Raw genomic sequence first — 21,174 nt, 5'->3', positions numbered from 1 at the left:
CGGGCCGCGACATTCGCCAGCGACAAGGCAAACGCCGATCGCGACGCGGCGAGGCTCTATTACGGCTATAGCCTGACGCTGGAGCAGCGCCTCCAGCTGACTCGGGCCGAGGGAATCCGCAGCTTCGTCGACGAGTTCAGCTCGGGCGTGTCATCGATCATCACCGGGCAGGAGAAGATCGGGCAGGGCTTCTCGTCCATGCTCGGCAACATGAGCAAGCTGCTGGCCGACTTCTTCGCGAAGTGGATGGTGCAGCAGGCGGCGCTCGGGGTCATGGGATGGCTCGGGATCGGCGGCGCGGCGACCGCTGGGGCAGCAGGCACCGCCGCTGCTATCGGACCCGGCACCGGCTTCATCTATCACACCGGCGGCCTCGTCGGTCAGGGCGGCATGCCATCCCGCTCGGTGCCATCGTCGCTGTTCGCTGGCGCGCCGCGCTTTCACACCGGCGGCCTGGTGTCGGGCGAGGTGCCGATCATCGCGCGCAAGGGCGAGGCGGTCTTCACGCCCGAGCAGATGGACAACGCCGACCAGCTGATCCGGGCCGCCTCCAGCGGCGGCCAGACCGTCACGGTGAACAACGAGATTACCGTCAACGGCGGCTCGTCGGGCAACAAGGAGCAGGATCAGGCGCTCGCTCAGCGGATCGGCAAGGAGATCGAAAGCCGCCTGCGCGTTGTCGTCAACTCCGAGCTTCGCCAGCAGATGCGCCCAGGCGGCATGCTGAACGACCGCTGAAAGGCAAAACGCAAAAGGGCGGCCAGTTGGCCGCCCTCATCGCTTCAGGTGTCTGGTCTCTACCGCCCGCCCATGATTGTGTTGAGTGTGTCGCGGTAGTGACGCTCGCCGTATCCCGGCGGGAGTGATGGCGCGAGCGACGGCGGGGATATGTAGAGGTCGGTGTCAGGCGGCGGGAGGTTCATGTCGACCGTATCGATCTTCCTGCCCTTGAGATCGTAAACGGTGGCGATCCCTTTCCGGTTGACCGTGTAGTAGCTCGTCACCTTCCCGGTCGAATCGCGGAGCGGGTGCCGCTCAGCAGCGTAGGACGCGCTGGCAGCCGTGAGGATGATGATCGCGATAGCAGTGGGCATCCTCATTTCGACGCCTCCTTCGTCCGGTACAGCTTCCGTGCCCCGATAGTGAACGCCTCAGCATATCCGCAGCAAGCGAGATCACGCAGAGTATCCCGCACAACCGACTCGGCGTAGGAGGGCTTCTGGACGAAGCCTGCGCGCTTCACGGCTTCGTCCAGAACGTCGCGCAGGCCGACCTCCCCACGCTCCTGTAGCAGCGCAAAGGCGTGATGTGCGATAGCGACGTAGGGACGCCAGTTGTCGCCGGTGACGACGCTCGGGTGATCGCCAGCTGCGGGGTACGGGTTGCCCGTCTCGGCCAGCATCTTGGCGTTCGGCATCACGGCGACATGGCTGGCGGGGCGGCTCGGGTCGATCTGATGCCCCTTCCGTTTCGCGACCGTCGCCGGATCAGCCTCAAGGAACAACTCGGTCGGCAGGACGACCTTGGCCGTGCGCTCCTCTGGGAAGGTCAGGTCAGCAGTCTTAGCGCGGTAGACGCGAACCGGGACAGGCTGGGGAGCGGATGCGGCGGGCGTCGCCGGAGTGCTGGCCGGGGCGCTTGCCTCATCGGTCTTCCTGGCGGCAGTCTTGGTGCTCATCATGGTCTCCATCAAACACATCGTCGATGGATTGGATTCTTGCAGGCATTATCCACATGAGGAAGCCGTAAAATCTGCGCCATCATGTAAAAAACTGGATTGAGGCAAGGTCAAGGTGCCTGCTATACAAATCTTCAGACGTTCGTTTGATGGTTTGTATATGGGAGTCCTTCAGATGTCGACCGGACGGTTCATTGCATACTACAGAGTCAGCACAGAGAAGCAGGGGAGGTCTGGGCTTGGTCTTGATGCTCAGAAGCTGGCCGTTCTCCAATACCTGAACGGCGGAGCGCTGATCGGCGAGTTCGTCGAGGTCGAGAGCGGGAAGAAGGCTGATCGGCCGGAGCTGGCGAAGGCGCTGACTGCCTGTCGGCTTCAGGGCGCGACGCTGATCGTCGCGAAGCTGGATCGCTTGTCCCGGTCGGTGTCGTTCATCTCGTCTCTGATCGACGCCAACGTCGATTTCCGGGCCGTGGATATGCCCGAGGCGAACCGGCTGGTGCTGCACATCATGGCGGCTATGGCGCAGCACGAACGCGAGATGATCGCGCAGCGCACGCGCGCAGCCCTTCAACAAGCGAAGGCACAGGGCAGGCGCTTGGGCAACCCGAATCTCCGAGCCCCGGCTGGCGTGCATGCTCTCGGCACCGCCGCAATCAAGAACAGGGCCGACCGGGATGCTGCTGATCGTGTCGAGATCATCCGCGCCATCCAGGCCGAAGGCTTCACGTCGATGAACGCCATCGCAGGCGAATTGAACCGGCGCGGCATCACCACGCCCCGGGGTGGCCGGTGGCAGGCAACGACCGTTTCGCGCGTCCTCTCGCGCATCTCGTAGATGAGGATTGTGCCTGTATCATTCACCGCTGAATGATAGTAAGTAATTGATTTGTAACACTTTTTTGTTGCCCCTAACGAGTAGATATGCGAACGTCATATCTCTCCTGCAACTGAGGTTTGGATCATGAAGTTCATCACGATGAGCGTTTCCGTTCGCGTTCCGGCGACCACGTTTGCCACCAACGCCTCGCCGGCTGATCGCGCGAGTCTGACGCGCCTCGCCCTTGAGGAACACGGTGTTGTCGAGCGTGCGCTCGTCGGGGCCGAGATCGTCGAGGTGCGTGAACTACAGCACGCATGAGATCGCGCTGGAGTGCGTTGTGCGCGTCGTCAGCTGTCAGATGCGCGACAAGCTGACGACGCACTCCAAGACGCGCTGAGCGTCAGCGACAGCCCATCACGTTGCTGACACTCTGAGCGCTGATCTCAGACAGCATGAACGGCATCGCCGGTGTTGCCCGCATGCGCGCAGCCCTTGATCCGCCTCGCCTTGAGGCGTCGATCAGGTGGTGGACAAAGAAAAGCAGGTGGTGGGTGGAGGGGGCGGATGCGTCCGTCTTTGTGTGCGGCGGGGGTGGCGAATTTCCGTCAGCCCAGCTCAGCACCTATTCCCGCCCCGATTTGACGAAAACGACAGCTAGTGTAAAGTCCACTTAAAGAAAGGGCGGGGTCGACTGGGCCCCGCCTATAAGTTCTCTTCCTCTTCTTGGTGAATCATGCCGAAGCCCGCCGGTGTAGTCAATCGCCCGGATCGCTCCTTGGATGAGGCCGAACCGGGTGCTTTTGCCTCCGGGAAACTTTCCCCACAAAGCACCCCGCCGGAGTTCATTCAAAGCGTTGACGCGCAAAGCTTTTCTGCTGATTCCCAGAGGGACGACTCTAGTAGTCGTCCAGAACACCCTTCAGAGCCCATTCCAGAGCCATCTCAAGAGCCTTTTCCCTGGCAGCTTACCAAGCGAAAGCGCTCTATCCAGACATCCGTCAAGCGCATCAAGGAGAAGCTATCTGACACCCTCCGGGTGACGCTCTATGGGATGGCCGCTGAGAAGTTGAATCTCGACGTCTGCCTTTCCGTGGTCATCTACCCGGAACACATCCAGATGGCGCAGAAGGCCGGTATGTCCCTCCGGGACTGGTCGGCCCAGCGCATCGACAAGGCGCTTGATCTGACTGCTAAGGAATATGGGAGCCGACCCGATTACCTGCTGATCGGAGAGCCTCACGGGAAGTTCGAGTATGATCTCGCTGAGGTCAATGACGGTCGAATCGGCAAACGCAGAGGGAAAGCCCCATCCCGGAAATACGATCTCCATGGCGCGTTCGGCTTTACCAGCAAGGAGATCGAGAAGGCCTTCCTGCAGATTCTCCGCCGGCAGTTCAAGGTGCGTGGGCTGGAGCAATCCAAGATGGTTCATGACAGGCCGGCTGACCCGGAGAAGGGCGGTATCCCTGGCTGGATAAGCTATAGCGCCAAGCACCTTGAGGTGACGAACACCGACAACTGGCCGTGTCCCGCCGAGTGGTGTCTGAGACGTGAGGCTGGCCCGCCGGAGCGCTCCCCATAGCTGGCGCAGGCGGGCCAGCCGTCCGGGAACGGGCGGTCACCGTGTTCTTCGGCTAAGTTGAGGTTGCTTGACGACCATCAACCGAGACGGAGTGACACGATGACCGAGGACAGGATCGCTCTTCACGAGCTGATTGGGAAGAGCGCCGACGCCGACTTCCTGCGCGAGATGGTCGGCTTCGCCGCTCAGCGCCTGATGGAACTGGAAGTCGAGGCGTTGACCGGCGCCGGCTACGGTGAGCGCTCGGACGAGCGGCTGACCAAGCGCAACGGATATCGGGAGCGGACCTGGGAGACACGCGCCGGCGCCATCGACCTGCGCATCCCCAAGCTGCGGCGCGGCTCCTACTTCCCAGCCTTTCTGGAGCCGCGGCGCACGGCGGAGAAGGCGCTGATCGCGGTGATCCAGGAGGCCTACGTGCAGGGCATCTCGACGCGCAACGTCGATGAGCTGGTCAAGGCAATGGGCATGACTGGCATCTCCAAGTCCCAGGTCAGCCGCTTGTGTGAAGAGATCGACGACCGCGTGCAGGCCTTCCTGACCCGCCCGCTGGAGGGCGACTGGCCGTTCGTGTGGCTGGACGCGACCTACGTGAAGGTGCGCCAGGACGGCCGCATCGTCTCGCTCGCCGCCATACTGGCGATCGGCGTCAACACTGACGGCCGACGCGAGGTGTTGGGGCTCGGCCTCGGGCTGTCGGAGGCGGAGACCTTCTGGAGCGACTTCCTGCGCTCGCTCACCCGCCGGGGGCTGCGGGGCGTGAAGCTGGTGATCGCCGACGCGCATCTCGGGCTGAAGGCCGCCGCCTCCAAGGTGCTGGGCGCGACACTCCAGCGGTGCCGCGTTCATTGCATGCGGAATCTCCTCTCCTGCGTGGGCAAGGCGCACCAGACGATGGTCGCCGCCACCATCCGCACCGCGTTTGCCCAGGAGACCGCCGAGGCGGCGCACGAGCAGTGGCGCCGGGTTGCCGACAGCCTGCGGCCGCGGTTCTCCAAGCTGGCGGCGCTGATGGACGAGGCGGAGTTCGACGTGCTGGCCTACATGGCCTACCCCAAGGACCTGCGCACCAAGCTGCACTCCACGAATCCGCTGGAACGCCTGAACGGCGAGATCAAACGGCGCACCAACGTCGTCGGCATCTTCCCCGGGGAAGGAGCGGTCACCCGCTTGGTCGGTGCCTTGCTGCTGGAGCAACACGACGAGTGGGCGGTGTGCCGGCGCTACATGACCATGGAAAGCCTGACCGAGCTGTGCCACCCTCCCACCGCTGACCCGCTGTCCATCGCAGCGGAGTAGACCGGCGGCTTCAACTCGCCGAAGAGCACCTACGTTCCCTCAGACACCACGCCCCGGGGCACGATCCGACAACTTCGCCGCCGACTTCGCCGGTAATCCCATCCTGCGCTCCAATCACGTCTCCCAGGAGGCCGACCGCATCCTCGCCGGGCTGATTGAGCAGCATGGAGAGGCCGGCACACTGGCGGTCCTCTTCGATGAGGTTATGCGGCTTCGTGAAGCTTGGCGTCAGCAATGCGCCATCGCTGAATAGGCCGGCTGGGTGTTATTACCGGCTGGTGGGTTCTGCGTCAGAAGCGCGTGATGTGGTCACGCTAAATGACGTTTCTGAAAATCTCCCAATGCGATTCCGATCCTGAATGCCATACGCCGATATGCAATCCGCAGAACGCGACAAAAAAAAGCGACAAGTCGGCGTGAGTACCCTTGTACCTCGGGTGGCCCCGCTGTATCTTAGGTGTAGCCGGGAAAGGCGGGTGACGGAGAAGCGCTATGTCGCATGATGATGCACTTGAAGCTGATATCGGAGCAGTCGCGGATTTGATCCGTCAGATCGTGCAATCAGCGTACGAGCGCGGCCGTGAGGCGGGAAAGAACGAGACGCTACAGCGTGTCTTGCTGGCTGTTCAACCCGACGCAACTCACCATCCGGTCGATCCCCGGACCCAATTCGCTGGTGTCGTAGTGCCTCCAGCGCCGGCACCGAGTCGTCCTGCCGGCAAAGCTTCTAAGCGTGCGCCCTGGGGCCTTGTTCCTAAGCTGGTGCAGGAGGTCGCAGCAGAGAACCCTGGTGAAAGAATGCTTACTGAGCAGGTAGCGACCCTCATCAGGATCAAAACAGATCACGACATTGCGGACAGCTCCATCCGCAGCACTCTCTCTGAGCTTGCCGAAAAGGGCGTTATCACCCGGCTCGGACGGAGCGAGTGGCAGTTCCCAGAGAAGCAAGAAGCCCCGCAGGCCGAGCCTGACGGGGCTTCTGCTGACGAAATTCAGGAGGACGCTTCCGATATGTTCGGATGACGGACTCCCGGATCGTCGGGGTTTGGGAATGCCATTGGATAACATCCCCAGGCTAGCACTTGGAATATGGCAACTCCCGGACTCTGGCGCAACCCCTAGGGCGATACGGAGGTATTCCATGCCCAAAAGCGAAGCGCAGTTCGGTGTTCGGTATGTGACGGGCGGCTCAGTCCGCCTGAGTGACGGTGACTATTCGTTCCGCGTGTTCGGCGGAATCGAAGTCGCCTTTGGTGCGACTGGGAACGACAACGAGCGGCGTACAAGCGCTCTTGCCGCGATCATGCCGCCGTTGATTAAGCTGCTTACGCGGCTCGCCGCGTAGGGCCGGCGCGTTGTGAGGTAAGAAAAGGGTGGTCCGATCGGACCACCCTTTTCTTGTTTGCGTAGTCACTTCGCCACAGACAGAGCGCCGGCCAGCGTGTGAATCTGATTGAGCCACATCCCTTGTGCCGTCGTACAGGCCGAGCGATCACTCATCATGAGGATAGCCGTGCCCTCGCCATCCTGATAACCCAGCCGAAGTTGATCCTTCTGTTGCGAGGTATAGCGTTCCGATGCCATCAGCTCCCGGAAGCCAATCTCCAAGGGTCTATACGGCAGGCTGCATCTCTTCCCGATGCCAATGCCTTGGCCGACCAGAACGACCAGCTTGCCCACTTCGGCGAAGCTCATAGAAGCTGCAACCGGATTAGCTTTCAAATCGGCAGCAGGTTGAGCGTTTGTCGCTGCCGGTTCAGCTGCCGATACGGCACTCACCTTGGTTGCGGGCGCTGACGGTGCACTGGAGGGCTGCTGACGGCCGCCGGCTAAATAAGAAACCGTCGCAAGAACGAACACCACGCCAAATAGCATCCTCATCGAACCACCCATCTCCATTTTTATGTCCCGGTGAGCTGTCTGCAATCTTCAAGATGCAATACAAGCCGTGCAATTCGCTGTTTTGTCGCGCAGCAGAGTTCGAAGCTCCTGACGCAAGCTAATGTGACCTTGCGCTATGACTGTCTTCACGCTCTGGCACTACGTGACCGCCGACGCGGCGTCGGCCGTCGACAACGCCGGCTATTTCAACGGTGCGGCCGACCTGCTGCGGCCGGGCGACATGATCCTGGTGAACGCCGACATCCGCGGCACCCCCGCCAACGGCATGATGGTGGTCGCCGCCAACGCCGCCGGCACGGTGGACGTCACCAACCTGACGCCCTTCGGCACCGTCAACGGCGACTGATCGGCCGCCCGCCGCCCGCGCCGTCCGCCTTCCCCTCATCCACCGGAGACACCGCCATGGCCCTGACCGCCATCGGACTGTGCAGCCGTGCGCTGATCAAGCTGGGCGCCACCGCCATCGCCTCCTTCGACGACGGGACGGCGGAGGCCGAGGTGGCGTCCGCCCTCTATGCCACCACGCGCGACGCGCTGCTGTCGGCCAACGCCTGGAGCTTCGCCACCCGGCAGGTCCCGCTGCCCCGGCTGGCCGAGGGACCCGCCGCCGACTATGCCCGCGCCTTCCAGCTTCCGGCCGACTTCCTGCGGGCGCTGGCCGCCGGCGGGGCGGGCGGGGGCGCGGGCTGGTCTACCGCATCGCCGGGCGCACGCTGCAGGCCGACAGCGACGGCGTCACCCTGACCTATATCGGCCGCCCGGCGGAGGAGGAGTTCCCGCCCTTCTTCGACCAGGTGCTGATCGCCCGCCTCGCCGCCGAGTTCTGCCTGCCCCTGACCGAGAGCGGCAGCCGGGCCGAGGCGCTGGCGGCCCTGGCCGAGGCCGAGTTCCGCCGTGCCCGGCTGATCGACAGCCAGCAGGACAGCCAGCCGGGCTTCGAGGACTTCACCCTGATCGAGGCGAGGGCGTGATGGGCCGGCTGCAGCAGGTGAAGACCAACTTCACGGCCGGCGAGATCTCCCGCCGGCTTCTCGGGCGCGGCGACCTGCGCGCCTACGACAACGGGGCGCTGAAGCTGCGCAACCTGTTCATCCACCCGACGGGCGGCATCTCCCGGCGCTCCGGCCTCGCCTTCGCCGACCGGGCGCGGGGGACGGGCGGCTGGTCGCCTTCGAGTTCAACACCGAGCAGACCTACCTGCTGGCCTTTTCCGACCAGCGGATCGACGTCCATCGCGGCGACCAGCGGGTCGCGACGGTGGACGCGCCGTGGAGCGCCGCCCAGCTCGCCCAGATCACCTGGACGCAGAGCGCCGACACGCTGCTGGTCTGCCATCCCGACCTGCCGCCGCGCAAGCTGACGCGCAGCGGCGCCGGCCAGTGGACCTTGTCGCCCTGGAGCTACGTGACCGAGAACGGGCTGGTCCGCATGCCCTTCTACCGCTTCGGCAATCCGGAGGCGACGCTGACCGTCTCCGGCACGTCGGGGGTGGTGACGGTGCGGGCGAGCGGCCCGGTGTTCGATCCGCTGATGGAGGGCGCCCGGCTGCGCATCCAGGGCCGGCAGCTCGTGATCGACGGCGTCGCCTCGCCGACCGAGCTGACCGCGACGGCGCTGGAGACGCTGGCCGGAACCGGCCCGACGGCGAGCTGGGAGGAGCAGTCCTTCTCGCCCCGCCGCGGCTGGCCGGTCTCCGCCGCCTTCCATCAGGACCGGCTGGTCGTCGGCGGGTCGCGCGACCTGCCGAACCGGCTGTGGATGTCGCGCTCGGCCGACCTGTGGAACTTCGACCTCGGCACCGGCAAGGACGACGAGGCGATCGAGTTCGGCATCCTGTCCGATCAGGTCAACGCCATCCGGGCGGTGTTCTCCGGCCGGCACCTGCAGGTCTTCACCTCCGGCGCCGAATACATGGTGACCGGCGACCCGCTGACCCCGCAGAACATCCAGGTGAAGCGGCAGACCCGCATCGGCTCGCCGGTCGATCTCGCCGTGCCGCCGCGCGACGTCGATGGGGCGACGCTGTTCGTCTCGCGCAACCGCCGGGAAATCCGCGAGTTCCTCTACACCGACACCGAGGCGGCCTACCAGGCGAACGACCTCGCCCTGCTGGCCCGCCATCTCGTGGCCTCGCCGCGCGACCAGGATTACGACCAGAGCCGCCGGCTGCTGTTCGTGGTGATGGAGGACGGCTCGCTCGGCGCGCTGACCGTCTACCGCAGCGAGCAGGTGACCGCCTGGACCCGGCTGGAGACGGACGGGCGCGTCCGCTCGGTCGCCGTGGTGGGGGACGAGGTCTATCTGCTGGTCGACCGTGCCGGCACCTGGACCATCGAGCGGTTCGACGACGCGCTCTCCCTCGACTGCGCCCTGGTCGGCGACCGGGACGTGCCGACCGCGGTGTGGTCGGGGCTCGACCATCTCGAGGGGCGCAGGCTGGGGGTCGTCGCCGACGGGGTGGTGCGCGACCCGGTCACCGTGGCGGCCGGCCGCATCGTGCTGTCGCCGCCCGCCCGCCGCGTCGTCGCCGGCCTGCCCTTCACCCACCGCGTCGAGCCGCTGCCGCCCAACCTGCTGGGGCAGGCGACCGGCGCCGACCTCGTCCGGCTGGTCGCCGTCACCTTCCGGCTGGAGGAGACGGCGGCGCTGAGCGTCGACCTGGGGCGCGGGCTGCAGGCGCTGCCGCTGCACCGGTTCGGACCGCAGCCGGCGGGAGGATTGCCGGCGCGCGCCTCGGGCGACCGGCGGCTGCGGGCGCTGGGCTGGAGGCGCGACATCGGCACGCCGCTGTGGCGCATCGAGCAGGACGCGCCGCTGCCCTTCACGCTGCTGTCCGTGACCATGGAAATGAAGGTGAACGACTGATGGGTGGCATCACTCCCCTGATCACCACGGCGCTGCCGCTGGCCGGCTCGGTCGCCGGCGCCGTGCGCAGCCTCGACCGGACCGGTTCCTCCGGCGGCCTCGCGGCGATCGACCGCAAGGCGCAGCTCGACGCCGAGGCGCAGGCCCGCCAGTGGGCGCATGACGAGCAGATCCGCCAGCAGGAGGCCGAGCTGAAGCGCCGGCAGGCCGAGGCCGACCGCATCGCCGCCGAGCAGGCCCGCGCCCGCGAGATGGAAAGCTACCGGGCGGCCCAGGACCAGGCGCTCGCCCAGCTCCGCGCCGGCCGGGACGCCGACACCCAGGCGCAGGACCAGCAGGCGCAAAGCCAGCTCGCCCAGATGACCGCCGCCGCGGACGCGGAGGAGCGGCGCCGGGTCGACGCGCTGCGCCGCGCCGTCGCCCGCACCCGCGCCGGCCTGGGCAGCCGCGGCGTCGGCATGGCCGACGGCTCGGGCGAGGCGATCCTGCTGGGGCTGGTCGGCGACACGGCCGCCGACCGGCAGGACGCGCAGGCGGTCGACCGGCTCAAGCGGCAGGCGGTGCAGCAGAACCTCGACGCGCTGAAGCGGCGCAACCTGCTGGACCTCGCGCAGCTCGCCGACCGGCAGCGGCTGGAATTCATGAGCAAGTTCTTCTGAGCAAGTTCTTCCGAGGACCCCCTCCCGATGACCCAGCCCTTCACCGGACCCATCCAGGTGCCGCGCGGCTCGCCGCGCGTGCAGTACATCGCCGACGGCGGGCAGACGCTGTTCTCCTTTCCGTTCCCGATCTTCGCGGCGGAGGATCTGCAGGTCTTCCTGGGAGCGGCGCGCGTCACCACGGGCTTCGCCGTGTCGGGGGCCGGGACGACCGCCGGCGGGGCCGTCGCCTTCGACGCCGCCCCGCCGGACGGCACCACGGTCACGCTGCGCCGGCGCCTGCCGATCGAGCGGACCAGCGACTTCCTCGACAGCGGACCGCTGCAGGCCGCCGCCCTGAACGGCGAGTTCGACCGGCTGACCGCCGGGCTGCAGCAGGTGGCGGGCGACCAGGAGCTGATGCTGCGCTATGCCGACACCGACCTGCCGGCCTCGCCCCTGCTGCCCGGCCGGGCGGATCGGGCGGGCAAGCTGCTGGCCTTCGACGGCGCCGGCAACCCCACCGCCCGCCCGCCGGTGGACGAGGAGGCGCTGTCGACCTTCCTGCCGCCGGGGGCCGGCGCGGTCCGCCGCCCGGTGCGCGAGAAGCTGGCCGACATCGTGTCGGTCCGCGATTTCGGCGCGGTCGGCGACGGGCTGGCCGACGACACGCTGGCGATCCAGGCGGCGCTGACCTCCGCCACGGCGGTCCATGTGCCGCCCGGGCGCTACCGCATCGCCAACACGCTGACCGTCGGCCATGGCAAGACCTTGCGCGGGGCCGGGCAGGGCTCGGTCATCGTCGGGGCGTCGCACGGCTTCGACCTGATCCATCTGCCGGACGGCTACGCCACCGTTGCCGGGCTGCGGCTGGAGCGGGGGCGGGCGGGGGTGCGGCTGTTCGGGCGCGACGGCCCCTGCGTGCAGAACGCGCTGGTCGACCTGACGCTGTGGGAGCCGCTCTACGGCCTTGTCCTCGACGGTTACGCCGACCCCAACCTCCCCTGCTACTGGAACAACATCGCCCGCGTGCTGGTGGCGCGGCCGGCGGTGCACGGGGTGTGGCTGACCCGCAGCGGCGAGGGCGACACGCCCAACGCCAACCGCTTCCACTGCGTGCGGGTCTATTCGCTGTCCGCACCCATCTCCGGCAGCGGCTTCTTCGTGGAGCAGGGCAAGTACAACAACGCCTTCGTCGATTGCGAAGCCAACCTGTCGACCATGGCGGAGGCCTGCTTCCGCGTCGGGGCGAACACCGACAAGACGCTGATCGTCAACTTCTACGCCGAATCGCTGGGTGGCGTGCCGAACCTGCAGATCGACGAGGGATCGGTCGAGACGGCGGTGCTGAACCTGTTCTCCGCCTCGGCCGGGCCGGCGATCCACGACCGGTCGGGCGGCGCCTTCACCGCCTTCAACGCCGGCTATCCGGAGAAGAACCGGCTGCGCAGCACGCGCATCAGCGAACTGACGGTGGAGGGGCTGCGCTTCGACACCGAGTATGTCGAGCCCCCGTCCGGCGGCACGGTCGCGCTGGACCTGACCAGCTCCGTCTATCTGGTCAGCGCCTATGGCGGCGCGGTGGAGGCGGTGCTGCCGCCGGCCGGCCGCGCCAACGGCCATTGGGTGACGATCAAGAAGACCGACGCCTCCGCCAACCTCGTGACCATCCGCGAGACGGACGGGCCGGGGCCGGACGGGCGGATGGTGACCCTGGCCAACCGCTTCGACTTCGCGACGCTGGTCTCCAACGGTGCGGCCTGGTGGGTGGTCGGCGGCAACGCGCTGCCGGGCAACGCCCATTTCCACGACGCCCCCGGCCTGTTCGAGCCGGCGCTGAACCAGACCCTCTACCTCGTCAGCGCCTTCGGCGGCGCGGTGGAGGTGCGGCTGCCGCCGCCGGCCGCCGGCAACGCTGTGGGGCGCACGGTCACCATCAAGAAGTCCGACGTCGGCGGCCTGCCGGTCACCGTCACCCAGCAGGGCGGCGGCGGGCCGGACGGCCAGCCCGTCGCCCTCGCCAGCCGGGGGGAGGCGGTGACCGTCATGTCCAACGGGGCCGGCTGGCACATCCTGGGGCGCTATCCGTGATGACCGAGACGCCGAAGACCTTTCCCCAGTTCGTCCGGACCTGGAACGGGCTGTCCGAGCTCGGCACGCCGCGCCACCACCGGACCATCGCCGGCTGGCTGGAGGCGCAGATGCAGGGCGGAGGCGGCCGCATGCTGCTGATGGCCTTCCGCGGATCCGGAAAATCCACCCTGGTCGGGCTGTTCGCCGCCTGGCTGCTCTACCGCGACCCCAACCGGCGGCTGCTGGTCCTCGCCGCCGACCTGAAGCTGGCGAAGAAGATGGTGCGCAACGTCAAGCGCGTCCTGGAGCGCCACCCCGACACCCGTCACCTGAAGCCGCCGGCGCGGGAGCGCGACCAGTGGGCGGCCGACCAGTTCACCGTGACGCGGCCGATGGAGCTGCGCGACCCGTCGATGATCGCCAGCGGCATCGGCGGCAACATCACCGGCAGCCGCGCCGACGTGGTGATCTGCGACGACGTGGAGGTGCCGCGCAACGCCGACAGCGCCGCCAAGCGGGCCGACCTGCGCGAGCGGCTGGCCGAGCTGGACTATGTGCTGGTGCCGGGCGGCGCCCAGCTCTATGTCGGCACGCCGCACAGCTACTACACCATCTACGCCGACGAGCCGCGGACCGAGGCGGGGGAGAGTGCGCCCTTCCTCGACGGGTTCGCGCGGCTGGTCCTGCCGGTCTATACCGAGGACGCCGCCGGCCGCCGCACCTACGCCTGGCCGCGGCGCTTCGACGAGGCGCACGTCAACCGCATCCGCAAGGCCACCGGCCCGGCGAAATTCACCAGCCAGATGCTGCTGCGCCCGGTGAACACGGTGGAGGGGCGGCTCGACGCCGACCTGCTCGGCCGCTACGACGCCGAGCTCGACTACCGCGAGGCGCTCGGCCGCGCGGTGCTGACGCTGGGCGGGGTGCGGCTGGCCTCGGCCTCCTGCTGGTGGGATCCCGCCTTCGCCCGTCCGCGGGGGAGGGGGCGCCGCCCGGCGATTCCAGCGTCGTCGCCACCGTCTTCGGCGGGGAGGACGGGCGCTTCTACCTGCACCGGGTGCTCTATCTGGCGGTCGATCCCGCCGACCCGGAGACCGAGGCCGAACAGCAGTGCCGGCAGGTCGTCCGCTTCCTGCAGGAGCATCATCTGCCGTCGCTCCATCTGGAGATCAACGGCATCGGCCGCTTCCTGCCCGGCCTGCTGCGCGCCCGGCTCGGCCGGGAGAGGGTGGCCGCCGCGGTGGTGGAGGTGTCGAGCCGGACGCCGAAGGCCCGCCGCATCCTGGAGGCCTTCGACGCCCTGCTGGCCGACCGGCGGCTGCTCGCCCACCGCTCGGTGTGGGAGACGCCGCTGGTCCGCGAGATGCGGGAATGGCGGCCGGACGGCAGCTACACCGGCCGCGACGACGGGCTGGACGCGGTCGCCGGCTGCCTGACCTGCGAGCCCTTCCGCTTCGACCGCGCCGCGGCGGCACCCGACCGCCGCCCCGACTGGCGCCCGGCGGCCCCGCTGGTGGCGCCGGCGCAGTGGGATCCATGAGGTGGTGCGGGCTGCCGCAACCCAGAGTTCAGGACATCAACTTCCGGAGATAGACGATGCACGACACCATCGACCTCGCCTGGTGGATCACGGCGGTCGAGCTGCCGGTCATGGGCGGCCTGTTCTGGCTGATCGTCCGGCTGCGCAGGGACCAGGAAGCCGCGCTGGAGCGGCTCCGGTCGCGGGCCGAGACGGCCCAGATCCAGGTGCGCGAGAGCCTCGCCGCCTACAAGCTGGAGGTCGCCAAGAGCTATGTGTCCGTCGCCACGCTGAAGGACGTGGAACAGCGGCTGACCGACCATCTGCTGCGGATCGAGACCAAGCTGGATCCGGTCCCCGCCCCCTATGGCGACGGGGCGCGGCGCTGACGGCCGGCGGGCGCGCCCGGCGGCCCCGCCCGCGCCGGGGGAGGGTGGCGGCGGCTCAGCCGGCGTGGCGGATCATCGCCTGGTAGATCTTCCACGCGATCTCGACCGAGACGCCGCCGGCGCGCGAGCCGGCGGCCAGCATGCTGGCGCTGGGCTTCAGCGGGACGGCGGTCACGCTCTGGTCGTTGAGCGCGCCGATCGCCGCGAGCGATCCGTCGACGGAGACGCCGGCCGGCGCGTTGTCCTTCGGGAAGGTCATGGCAATTGCGTTCATGGGACAGGTCCTCCAGTGATTGACCCCCCTGCTGCAAGCGAAGTGCCAAGTACGATCGATAGGGGTAACCCCGTATTTCCTGTCGACGGCTGTGATAGTTTGTTACCCGTTGTGACATTCTGTTGGATTTGCCGGGCATCCTGTTGGATATGCCAGGTATCGGGTCCGAACCATACCTGCAAAATGCGCATTCATTTCGCGGGTGCTTTGCAAAATGCAAAGCGTCTGGCCGCCCGCCGCGCATTCGGGTAGTGTCCGCCCGCTCCCCGCCGCGCCCGCCCCGGACGCCTTGTGCAGCGGGGCCGGCAGCGCGAGTGACCCGATGACCGACCGCATCATCTTCCATATGTGCCGCTCCGCGGAGTGGGAGAGCGCCCGCAGCAGCGGCAGCTATCCCGGCTCCTCCCAGGACGCGGCCGACGGCTTCATACATTTCTCGACCGGCTCCCAGGTGGAGGAGAGTGCCGCGAAGCACCGCGCCGGGCAGGACGGGCTGGTCCTGCTGACGGTCGATGCCGCCCGGCTGGGCGACGCCCTGAAGTGGGAGCCGTCGCGCGGCGGCCAGCTCTTCCCCCATCTCTACGGCCCGCTTCCCGTCGCCGCCGTGCTGCGCGCCGATCCGCTGCCGCTCGGCCCCGACGGGCGGCATGTCTTCCCCGCGGGCTTCCGGGACACCGGCTTTTGGGACGTGCAGCCGTGACCGACCTCTTCTCCCTCTCCCGCCCCGTCGTCTTCCTGCTCGATCCGGAACAGGCGCACGGCCTGACCATCCGCGCCCTCAGGGCGGGGGTGGTTCCCATGGGCCGCAACAGCGACGACCCGGTCCTGCGCACCCGCGTCTGCGGGCTGGACTTCGCGAACCCGATCGGCATGGCCGCCGGCTTCGACAAGAACGCCGAGGTGCTGGACCCGATGCTGCGCATGGGCTTCGGCTTCGTCGAGGCCGGCAGCGTCACGCCGCGTCCGCAGCCGGGCAACCCGCGCCCCCGCCTGTTCCGCCTGGTGGAGCAGGAGGCGGTGATCAACCGCATGGGCTTCAACAACGAGGGGCTGGAGCCCTTCGCCGCCCGGCTCGCCGCCCGCCGCGCCGATCCGCGGCGCCGCCCCGGCATCGTCGGCGCCAACCTCGGCAAGAACAAGGATACGGTGGAGGCCGCCGACGACTATGTGCTGGGCGTGCGCCGGCTGGCGCCGCTGGCCGACTATCTGGTCGTCAACGTCTCCTCGCCCAACACGCCGGGCCTGCGCGCCCTGCAGGGACGCGATCCGCTGCGCACGCTGCTCGGCCGGGTGCTCGACGCCCGCGGCGAGTGCCGGCTGGAGCGGGTGCCGCCGCTGTTCCTGAAGATCGCGCCCGACCTGACGGACGAGGACAAGGCCGACATCGCCGCCGTCGCGCTGGAGTCGGGGATCGACGGGCTGATCGTCTCCAACACCACCATCACCCGCCCGCCGGAGATCCCGGAGCCGGTGCGCAACGAGGCCGGCGGCCTGTCCGGCCGGCCGCTGTTCGGCCCCTCCACCGCCGTGCTGAAGGAGATGTACGCGCTGACCGGCGGCAGGCTGCCGCTGGTCGGGGTGGGCGGCGTCTCCTCCGGCGCCGACGCCTACGCCAAGATCCGGGCCGGCGCCTCGCTGGTGCAGTTCTACTCGGCACTGGTCTATGGCGGTCCCGGGCTGGTGCAGCGGATGAAGACGGAACTGGCCGGCCTGCTGCGCCGCGACGGCTTCGCCTCCGTCGCCGAGGCGGTCGGGGCGGACCACCGGTGACGCGCGGACGGAATTAACCGGACGGCAACCCGGCCGCGACAGGGTCGGCAGCGGAAGGGAGGCCCCTCGCATGACCATCCTGACGCACATCGTCTATGCCCTGGCCTACGCGATCGCCGGCCTGTCGGTCGGGGCGGTGCTGCCCTATCTGCGGCCGGAGGGCGACGCCCTGACCGGCTGGCTCGCCGGTGCCCTGATCGTCCTGGCCGGCGCGCTGGTCCATGAGACCGTCACCCGGCTGGAGCGCGAGCGGATCGCCCGCGACCGCCTGCGCCGTCTGGAGGAGAGGGTGGAGGCGCTGGCCGGGGAGGCCGCCCGGACGCCGCCGGCCGCGGCGGAGGGCGACCGCTACGACGCGGTGATGCAGGAGGTGAAGCTCCTCCAGTCGCTGGTCGCCCGGCTGACCGAGCGCCGGGCTCCCCGCCCGCCGGCCGCCGCGGCCGAGCGCCGTCCGCCGGACAGCGGCGAGGCCGCCCTGCCGCCGCAGGCTCCCCCCGCGCCGCCGGCCGCCCCCCGATGGCGGCTCCAATGAATGACGCGCGGGTGCTGGATACGGTGCGCGACGCATTGCGCGCCGACCGCATCGACATCTATCTCCAGCCCATCGTCAGCCTGCCCCAGCGCAAGCACCGCTTCTACGAGGTGTTCTCCCGCGTGCGGGCGGCCGACGGCCAGCAGATCATGCCCGACCGCTATCTGGCCATCGCCGGGCGGGAGGGGCTGATCGCCACCATCGACAATCTGCTGCTCGTCCGCTGCATCCAGCTGATCCGCGAGACGGAGCGGCGCCAGCACGCCATCGGCTTCTTCTCCAACATCTCGGCCGCGACGCTGTCGGACGCCGAGTTCATGAAGCACTTCCTCAAGATGATGGCGCAGAACCAGGCGCTGGTGCCGAAGCTGGTGTTCGAGCTGGGGCAGGCGGACCTGCGCGCCGGCGGGGCGGTCACCATGGGCATCCTGCAGCAGCTCGCCCGCCTCGGCTTCCATTTCTCGATGGACCAGGTCACCGACCTCGACCTCGACATCGAGTCGCTGCAGCGGCACGAGTTCCGCTATGTGAAGCTGGACCGCGCGCTGGTGCTCGACCCCGCCCTGACCGACCGGGTGATCGACCTGCGCCGCCGGCTGGGGGCGGAGGGCATCGACCTGATCGTCGAGAAGATCGAGACCGAGACCCAGCTCGTCGAGATCCTCGACATCGGCTTCGACTTCGGCCAGGGCTTCCTGTTCGGCGAGCCGCGCCTGTCGCGCAAGCCGGGGTGAGCCCGGCGCCGCATGCGGTTGACAAGCTCCCCGCGGCGGCCGAGAGTCGGGCCATGATCAACCGCACGGCCCTCACCACCGCGACTACCACCACCACCGCCTTCGGCGGGCGGGGGAGTGGTCGCGCGCCGGACTGACGCGCCGTCGCCCCCGGATGCCCCGCCGATCACGGACGGGGCGTCTCGCCAAGACCTCCCCGCTCCATCGACGGACGCCCGCCGCCAAGGAAGGAGAGTCTCTTGGAACATCCGTTGTCCCCCGCCGCGCCGTCTCCCCGGCGCGCTCCGCAGGCCGGACGCCGGCACCGCCGCCCGGGTCTTCGGGCGCGAGAGTTGCCATGACGACACGCCCGCCCGACGAAGAGGCCGGGCCGGCGAGTGCCGGCTTGCTTGACAGCCCGCCATCGCCCATTAGAAGTTTCGCGTTCCCGGCCGTTGACCGGGAGGAATGCAACACAGTCAGAATGGTGACTTCGGTGACGTCCAACATCGCCATCACGCTGCCGGACGGCAGTGTGCGGGAGTTCGACCGGCCGGTGACGGGGCTCGAGATCGCCTCGTCGATCGGTCCGCGCCTTGCCAAGGATGCGCTTGCCGTCAAGATCGACGGCGAGGTGAAGGACCTCACCACCACCGTCGCGACCAATGCCCGCATCGAGATCGTCACGCGCAACCATCCGGACGCGCTGGAGGTGATCCGCCACGACGCCGCCCATGTGCTGGCCGACGCGGTGCAGAAGCTCTATCCCGGCACGCAGGTCACCATCGGCCCGGCGATCGCCAGCGGCTTCTATTACGACTTCGCCCGCGACGAGCCCTTCACGCCCGAGGACCTCGAGAAGATCGAGGCCAAGATGCGCGAGATCGTGGCGAAGGACATCCCCATCGTCCGCGAGGTGTGGAGCCGCGACGAGGCCGTCGCCTACTTCAAGAAGCTCGGCGAGCTTTACAAGGCCGAGCTGATCGAGGCGATCCCCGCCGACCAGGACATCAGCATCTACCGGCAGGACGACTGGCTCGACCTCTGCCGCGGCCCGCACGCCCCGACGACCGGCAAGGTCGGGCAGGGCTTCAAGCTGACCAAGGTGGCCGGCGCCTACTGGCGCGGCGACAGCCGCAACCCGATGCTCCAGCGCATCTACGGCACCGCCTGGCGCGACGAGAAGGAGCTGAAGGCCTACCTGCACCAGCTCGAGGAGGCGGAGAAGCGCGACCATCGCCGCCTCGGCAAGGAGCTCGACCTCTTCCACGTCCAGGAGGAGGCGGTCGGCTCGGTGTTCTGGCACCCCAAGGGCTGGACGCTGTTCCGCACGCTGGAGACCTATATCCGCACCAAGCTGCAGGGGGCCGGCTATGTCGAGGTGAAGACGCCGCAGCTCATCGACAGCTCGCTGTTCAAGGCCTCGGGCCACTGGGACATGTATGGCGACAACATGTTCAAGGTCTCGGCCGACGACGGCGAGAAGATGCTGGGCATCAAGCCGATGAACTGCCCCGGCCATGTCCAGATCTTCAAGCATGGCCTGCGCTCCTACCGCGACCTGCCGATCCGCATGGCCGAGTTCGGCGCCTGCCACCGCAACGAGCCGTCGGGCGCGCTCCACGGCATCCTGCGCGTGCGCGCCTTCACCCAGGACGACGCCCATATCTTCTGCACGGAGGATCAGGTCCCGACCGAGGCGGCGGAGTATTTCAAGCTCCAGCTCGGCGTGTACAGGGATCTGGGCTTCGACAAGATCGCGGTGAAGCTGGCGCTGCGCCCCGACGTCCGCGCCGGGTCCGACGAGACCTGGAACCGCGCCGAGGACGGGCTGCGCCAGGCCCTGCGCTCGGCCGGGCTGGAGTTCGAGGAACTGCCGGGCGAGGGCGCCTTCTACGGCCCGAAGGTGGAGTTCCACCTGACCGACGCCATCGGCCGGACCTGGCAGTGCGGCACGCTGCAGCTCGACTTCGTCCTGCCCGAGCGGCTCGACGCCACCTACATCGGCGAGGACGGGGCGAAGCACCGGCCGGTGATGCTCCACCGCGCCATCCTCGGCTCGCTGGAACGCTTCATCGGCATGCTGATCGAGCATTACGCCGGCAAGTTCCCGCTCTGGCTGGCCCCGGTGCAGGCGGTGGTGACCACCATCACCAACGAGGCCGACGGCTATGCCGCCGAGGTCGCGGCCCTGCTGAAGCGCAAGGGTGTGCGGGTCCAGCTCGACGTCCGGAACGAGAAGATCAATCTCAAGGTGCGCGAGCACAGCCTGCAGAAGGTGCCCGTGATGCTCGTGGTCGGCAAGCGCGAGGCCGAGGAGAGGACCGTCGCGATGCGTGTCCTCGGCGGCAAGGATCAGGAAGTGCTTGCCCTCGACGACGCCGTCACTAAACTCATGCAGGAGGCGCGCTCCCCCGCCGGGGATGCCGCTTTCGATTCGCCGTTTTAACCCGGCCGCGCCGGAGCGGGCCAATCCCGGATCACCCGCCGGGACTGGCGGCTTCGGCCGGTCTTTAGTCATGGAGAAGCGTCCATAGCCAGGATTCCGTCAGAAGCCGCCCCGACCCGCGATGGACCGCGGGTGAATCGGGAGATCACGGCCCGTTCCGTCCGTCTCGTCGGCGCTGACGGCGAGATGGTGGGTGTCGTATCGTTGCGCGATGCGCTGCTGGCTGCCGAAGAGGCCGGCCTCGACCTCGTCGAGGTGGCCGCCCAGGCCGACCCGCCCGTCTGCAAGATCCTCGACTATGGCAAGTTCAAGTACGAGGCTCAGAAGAAGGCGGCCGAAGCGCGCAAGAAGCAGAAGATCATCGAGGTCAAGGAGATCAAGCTCCGGCCGAACATCGATGACAACGACTACGACGTGAAGATGCGCGCCGCCCGCCGTTTCCTGGAGGAGGGCGACAAGGTCAAGGTGACCATGCGTTTCCGCGGCCGTGAGATGGCGCACCAGGATCTGGGCATGAATGTGCTGGTCCGCGTGCGCGATGCGCTGGACGATCTGTCGAAGGTCGAGCAGATGCCCAAGCTCGAAGGCCGGCAGATGGTGATGGTGCTCGCGCCGCGCTGACCGGCACCGGTGCCGTGACAGGGTGTTGAGACGAAAAAAGCCCGCCG

At 68.0% G+C, this 21,174-nt stretch carries 25 protein-coding genes; 21 read left to right on the top strand and 4 right to left on the bottom strand.

From position 1 onward, the window contains the following. Positions 1 to 147 precede the first annotated feature (147 nt). The gene (locus DEW08_RS16815; RefSeq protein ID WP_109329035.1) at positions 148 to 738 is read left to right on the top strand and encodes a hypothetical protein; all 591 of its coding nucleotides are present in this window, start codon (positions 148 to 150) and stop codon (positions 736 to 738) included. A 59-nt stretch (positions 739 to 797) separates the two neighbouring features. On the opposite strand, the gene DEW08_RS16810 is transcribed toward DEW08_RS16815, so the two are convergent. Together DEW08_RS16810 and DEW08_RS16805 are read right to left on the bottom strand one after the other, a co-directional pair. Then, on the bottom strand, positions 798 to 1,100 hold the full coding sequence (locus tag DEW08_RS16810; protein ID WP_109329033.1) for a hypothetical protein: 303 nt from the start codon (positions 1,098 to 1,100) through the stop codon (positions 798 to 800). Further along, positions 1,097 to 1,690: a hypothetical protein gene (locus DEW08_RS16805; RefSeq protein WP_146214706.1), complete on the bottom strand. Its 594-nt coding sequence runs from the start codon at positions 1,688 to 1,690 to the stop codon at positions 1,097 to 1,099. The genes DEW08_RS16810 and DEW08_RS16805 overlap by 4 nt, the downstream gene beginning before the upstream one ends. Before the next feature lie 163 nt (positions 1,691 to 1,853). On the opposite strand from DEW08_RS16805, the gene DEW08_RS16800 reads away from it, so the two are divergent. The 6 genes from DEW08_RS16800 (at position 1,854) to DEW08_RS16780 (ending at position 6,727) form a co-directional block, all read left to right on the top strand. Beyond that, positions 1,854 to 2,516 (top strand): recombinase family protein, encoded by a 663-nt coding sequence (locus tag DEW08_RS16800; RefSeq protein ID WP_109329029.1) that lies wholly within the window; start codon positions 1,854 to 1,856, stop codon positions 2,514 to 2,516. A gap of 126 nt (positions 2,517 to 2,642) precedes the next feature. Beyond that, on the top strand, positions 2,643 to 2,819 hold the full coding sequence (locus tag DEW08_RS31250) for a hypothetical protein (protein WP_168220380.1): 177 nt from the start codon (positions 2,643 to 2,645) through the stop codon (positions 2,817 to 2,819). A 415-nt stretch (positions 2,820 to 3,234) separates the two neighbouring features. Next, positions 3,235 to 4,083 carry a hypothetical protein gene (locus tag DEW08_RS30775; RefSeq protein WP_146214705.1) on the top strand — a complete coding sequence of 283 codons (849 nt, stop codon included), beginning with the start codon at positions 3,235 to 3,237 and terminating at the stop codon, positions 4,081 to 4,083. 99 nt (positions 4,084 to 4,182) lie between these two features. After that, positions 4,183 to 5,382, top strand: a complete 1,200-nt coding sequence (locus tag DEW08_RS16790; protein ID WP_109329025.1) for an IS256 family transposase — start codon at positions 4,183 to 4,185, stop codon at positions 5,380 to 5,382. 492 nt (positions 5,383 to 5,874) lie between these two features. After that, positions 5,875 to 6,405 (top strand): hypothetical protein, encoded by a 531-nt coding sequence (locus tag DEW08_RS30770; RefSeq protein ID WP_146214704.1) that lies wholly within the window; start codon positions 5,875 to 5,877, stop codon positions 6,403 to 6,405. A 118-nt stretch (positions 6,406 to 6,523) separates the two neighbouring features. Next, positions 6,524 to 6,727 carry a hypothetical protein gene (locus DEW08_RS16780; protein ID WP_109329021.1) on the top strand — a complete coding sequence of 68 codons (204 nt, stop codon included), beginning with the start codon at positions 6,524 to 6,526 and terminating at the stop codon, positions 6,725 to 6,727. Positions 6,728 to 6,792: 65 nt separating this feature from the next. Here the strand turns inward: DEW08_RS16780 and DEW08_RS30765 are convergent, their stop codons facing one another. Continuing rightward, entirely contained in the window at positions 6,793 to 7,281 is a 489-nt protein-coding gene (locus DEW08_RS30765) for a hypothetical protein (protein ID WP_146214703.1), read from the bottom strand. A gap of 118 nt (positions 7,282 to 7,399) precedes the next feature. Between DEW08_RS30765 and DEW08_RS16770 the strand changes: the two genes are divergently transcribed. From DEW08_RS16770 to DEW08_RS16740, 8 genes are all read left to right on the top strand, one after another. After that, positions 7,400 to 7,630, top strand: a complete 231-nt coding sequence (locus tag DEW08_RS16770) for a hypothetical protein (protein ID WP_109329017.1) — start codon at positions 7,400 to 7,402, stop codon at positions 7,628 to 7,630. A 56-nt stretch (positions 7,631 to 7,686) separates the two neighbouring features. Next, positions 7,687 to 8,028 (top strand): phage connector family protein, encoded by a 342-nt coding sequence (locus tag DEW08_RS33830; RefSeq protein WP_425429103.1) that lies wholly within the window; start codon positions 7,687 to 7,689, stop codon positions 8,026 to 8,028. A 50-nt stretch (positions 8,029 to 8,078) separates the two neighbouring features. Beyond that, entirely contained in the window at positions 8,079 to 8,255 is a 177-nt protein-coding gene (locus DEW08_RS33825; RefSeq protein ID WP_425429102.1) for a hypothetical protein, read from the top strand. A gap of 286 nt (positions 8,256 to 8,541) precedes the next feature. Continuing rightward, positions 8,542 to 10,149, top strand: coding sequence for a phage tail protein (locus tag DEW08_RS16760; RefSeq protein WP_342760747.1), 1,608 nt, complete (start codon positions 8,542 to 8,544; stop codon positions 10,147 to 10,149). Beyond that, positions 10,149 to 10,808, top strand: coding sequence for a hypothetical protein (locus DEW08_RS16755; protein ID WP_109329014.1), 660 nt, complete (start codon positions 10,149 to 10,151; stop codon positions 10,806 to 10,808). The genes DEW08_RS16760 and DEW08_RS16755 overlap by 1 nt, the downstream gene beginning before the upstream one ends. 27 nt (positions 10,809 to 10,835) lie before the next feature. Next, positions 10,836 to 12,878, top strand: a complete 2,043-nt coding sequence (locus DEW08_RS16750; protein WP_109329012.1) for a glycosyl hydrolase family 28-related protein — start codon at positions 10,836 to 10,838, stop codon at positions 12,876 to 12,878. Further along, a complete protein-coding gene (terL, locus tag DEW08_RS16745) occupies positions 12,878 to 14,296 on the top strand; it encodes a phage terminase large subunit (protein WP_342760746.1) in 1,419 nt (472 codons plus the stop codon). Before DEW08_RS16750 ends, terL begins: the two co-directional genes overlap by 1 nt. Positions 14,297 to 14,456: 160 nt before the next feature. Then, on the top strand, positions 14,457 to 14,768 hold the full coding sequence (locus DEW08_RS16740; RefSeq protein WP_109329010.1) for a hypothetical protein: 312 nt from the start codon (positions 14,457 to 14,459) through the stop codon (positions 14,766 to 14,768). 55 nt (positions 14,769 to 14,823) lie between these two features. Here the strand turns inward: DEW08_RS16740 and DEW08_RS16735 are convergent, their stop codons facing one another. Further along, on the bottom strand, positions 14,824 to 15,042 hold the full coding sequence (locus DEW08_RS16735; protein WP_146214702.1) for a hypothetical protein: 219 nt from the start codon (positions 15,040 to 15,042) through the stop codon (positions 14,824 to 14,826). 322 nt (positions 15,043 to 15,364) lie between these two features. On the opposite strand from DEW08_RS16735, the gene DEW08_RS16730 reads away from it, so the two are divergent. From DEW08_RS16730 to infC, 6 genes are all read left to right on the top strand, one after another. Continuing rightward, a complete protein-coding gene (locus tag DEW08_RS16730; RefSeq protein ID WP_109329006.1) occupies positions 15,365 to 15,742 on the top strand; it encodes a DUF952 domain-containing protein in 378 nt (125 codons plus the stop codon). After that, entirely contained in the window at positions 15,739 to 16,812 is a 1,074-nt protein-coding gene (locus tag DEW08_RS16725; RefSeq protein ID WP_109329004.1) for a quinone-dependent dihydroorotate dehydrogenase, read from the top strand. The genes DEW08_RS16730 and DEW08_RS16725 overlap by 4 nt, the downstream gene beginning before the upstream one ends. Positions 16,813 to 16,882: 70 nt before the next feature. Continuing rightward, positions 16,883 to 17,344, top strand: coding sequence for a hypothetical protein (locus DEW08_RS32520; protein ID WP_245986355.1), 462 nt, complete (start codon positions 16,883 to 16,885; stop codon positions 17,342 to 17,344). After that, positions 17,341 to 18,078, top strand: a complete 738-nt coding sequence (locus tag DEW08_RS32515; RefSeq protein WP_245986353.1) for an EAL domain-containing protein — start codon at positions 17,341 to 17,343, stop codon at positions 18,076 to 18,078. The genes DEW08_RS32520 and DEW08_RS32515 overlap by 4 nt, the downstream gene beginning before the upstream one ends. A 463-nt stretch (positions 18,079 to 18,541) precedes the next feature. Further along, complete coding sequence (thrS, locus tag DEW08_RS16715) at positions 18,542 to 20,506, top strand: threonine--tRNA ligase (protein WP_109329002.1); 1,965 nt, start codon at positions 18,542 to 18,544, stop codon at positions 20,504 to 20,506. Positions 20,507 to 20,599: 93 nt separating this feature from the next. After that, positions 20,600 to 21,127 carry a translation initiation factor IF-3 gene (gene infC, locus DEW08_RS16710; RefSeq protein ID WP_109329000.1) on the top strand — a complete coding sequence of 176 codons (528 nt, stop codon included), beginning with the start codon at positions 20,600 to 20,602 and terminating at the stop codon, positions 21,125 to 21,127. Positions 21,128 to 21,174 lie beyond the last annotated feature (47 nt).

Source organism: Azospirillum thermophilum (genome assembly GCF_003130795.1).
Taxonomy (GTDB): Bacteria; Pseudomonadota; Alphaproteobacteria; order Azospirillales; family Azospirillaceae; genus Azospirillum; species Azospirillum thermophilum.
This window is presented reverse-complemented; position numbering and strand designations above follow the sequence as displayed.

Coding starts and splice junctions, on each gene's coding strand:
- DEW08_RS30770 (WP_146214704.1), top strand. CDS start 5,875: ATGTCGCATGATGATGCACTTGAAGCTGATATCGGAGCAGTCGCGGAT.
- DEW08_RS16780 (WP_109329021.1), top strand. CDS start 6,524: ATGCCCAAAAGCGAAGCGCAGTTCGGTGTTCGGTATGTGACGGGCGGC.
- DEW08_RS16755 (WP_109329014.1), top strand. CDS start 10,149: ATGGGTGGCATCACTCCCCTGATCACCACGGCGCTGCCGCTGGCCGGC.
- DEW08_RS32515 (WP_245986353.1), top strand. CDS start 17,341: ATGAATGACGCGCGGGTGCTGGATACGGTGCGCGACGCATTGCGCGCC.
- DEW08_RS30765 (WP_146214703.1), bottom strand. CDS start 7,281: ATGGAGATGGGTGGTTCGATGAGGATGCTATTTGGCGTGGTGTTCGTT.
- DEW08_RS16800 (WP_109329029.1), top strand. CDS start 1,854: ATGTCGACCGGACGGTTCATTGCATACTACAGAGTCAGCACAGAGAAG.
- DEW08_RS16750 (WP_109329012.1), top strand. CDS start 10,836: ATGACCCAGCCCTTCACCGGACCCATCCAGGTGCCGCGCGGCTCGCCG.
- DEW08_RS16805 (WP_146214706.1), bottom strand. CDS start 1,690: ATGGAGACCATGATGAGCACCAAGACTGCCGCCAGGAAGACCGATGAG.
- DEW08_RS16770 (WP_109329017.1), top strand. CDS start 7,400: ATGACTGTCTTCACGCTCTGGCACTACGTGACCGCCGACGCGGCGTCG.
- DEW08_RS16810 (WP_109329033.1), bottom strand. CDS start 1,100: ATGAGGATGCCCACTGCTATCGCGATCATCATCCTCACGGCTGCCAGC.
- DEW08_RS16730 (WP_109329006.1), top strand. CDS start 15,365: ATGACCGACCGCATCATCTTCCATATGTGCCGCTCCGCGGAGTGGGAG.
- DEW08_RS16740 (WP_109329010.1), top strand. CDS start 14,457: ATGCACGACACCATCGACCTCGCCTGGTGGATCACGGCGGTCGAGCTG.
- DEW08_RS16735 (WP_146214702.1), bottom strand. CDS start 15,042: ATGAACGCAATTGCCATGACCTTCCCGAAGGACAACGCGCCGGCCGGC.
- DEW08_RS16790 (WP_109329025.1), top strand. CDS start 4,183: ATGACCGAGGACAGGATCGCTCTTCACGAGCTGATTGGGAAGAGCGCC.
- DEW08_RS31250 (WP_168220380.1), top strand. CDS start 2,643: ATGAAGTTCATCACGATGAGCGTTTCCGTTCGCGTTCCGGCGACCACG.
- DEW08_RS33830 (WP_425429103.1), top strand. CDS start 7,687: ATGGCCCTGACCGCCATCGGACTGTGCAGCCGTGCGCTGATCAAGCTG.
- terL (WP_342760746.1), top strand. CDS start 12,878: ATGACCGAGACGCCGAAGACCTTTCCCCAGTTCGTCCGGACCTGGAAC.
- DEW08_RS30775 (WP_146214705.1), top strand. CDS start 3,235: ATGCCGAAGCCCGCCGGTGTAGTCAATCGCCCGGATCGCTCCTTGGAT.
- DEW08_RS32520 (WP_245986355.1), top strand. CDS start 16,883: ATGACCATCCTGACGCACATCGTCTATGCCCTGGCCTACGCGATCGCC.
- thrS (WP_109329002.1), top strand. CDS start 18,542: ATGGTGACTTCGGTGACGTCCAACATCGCCATCACGCTGCCGGACGGC.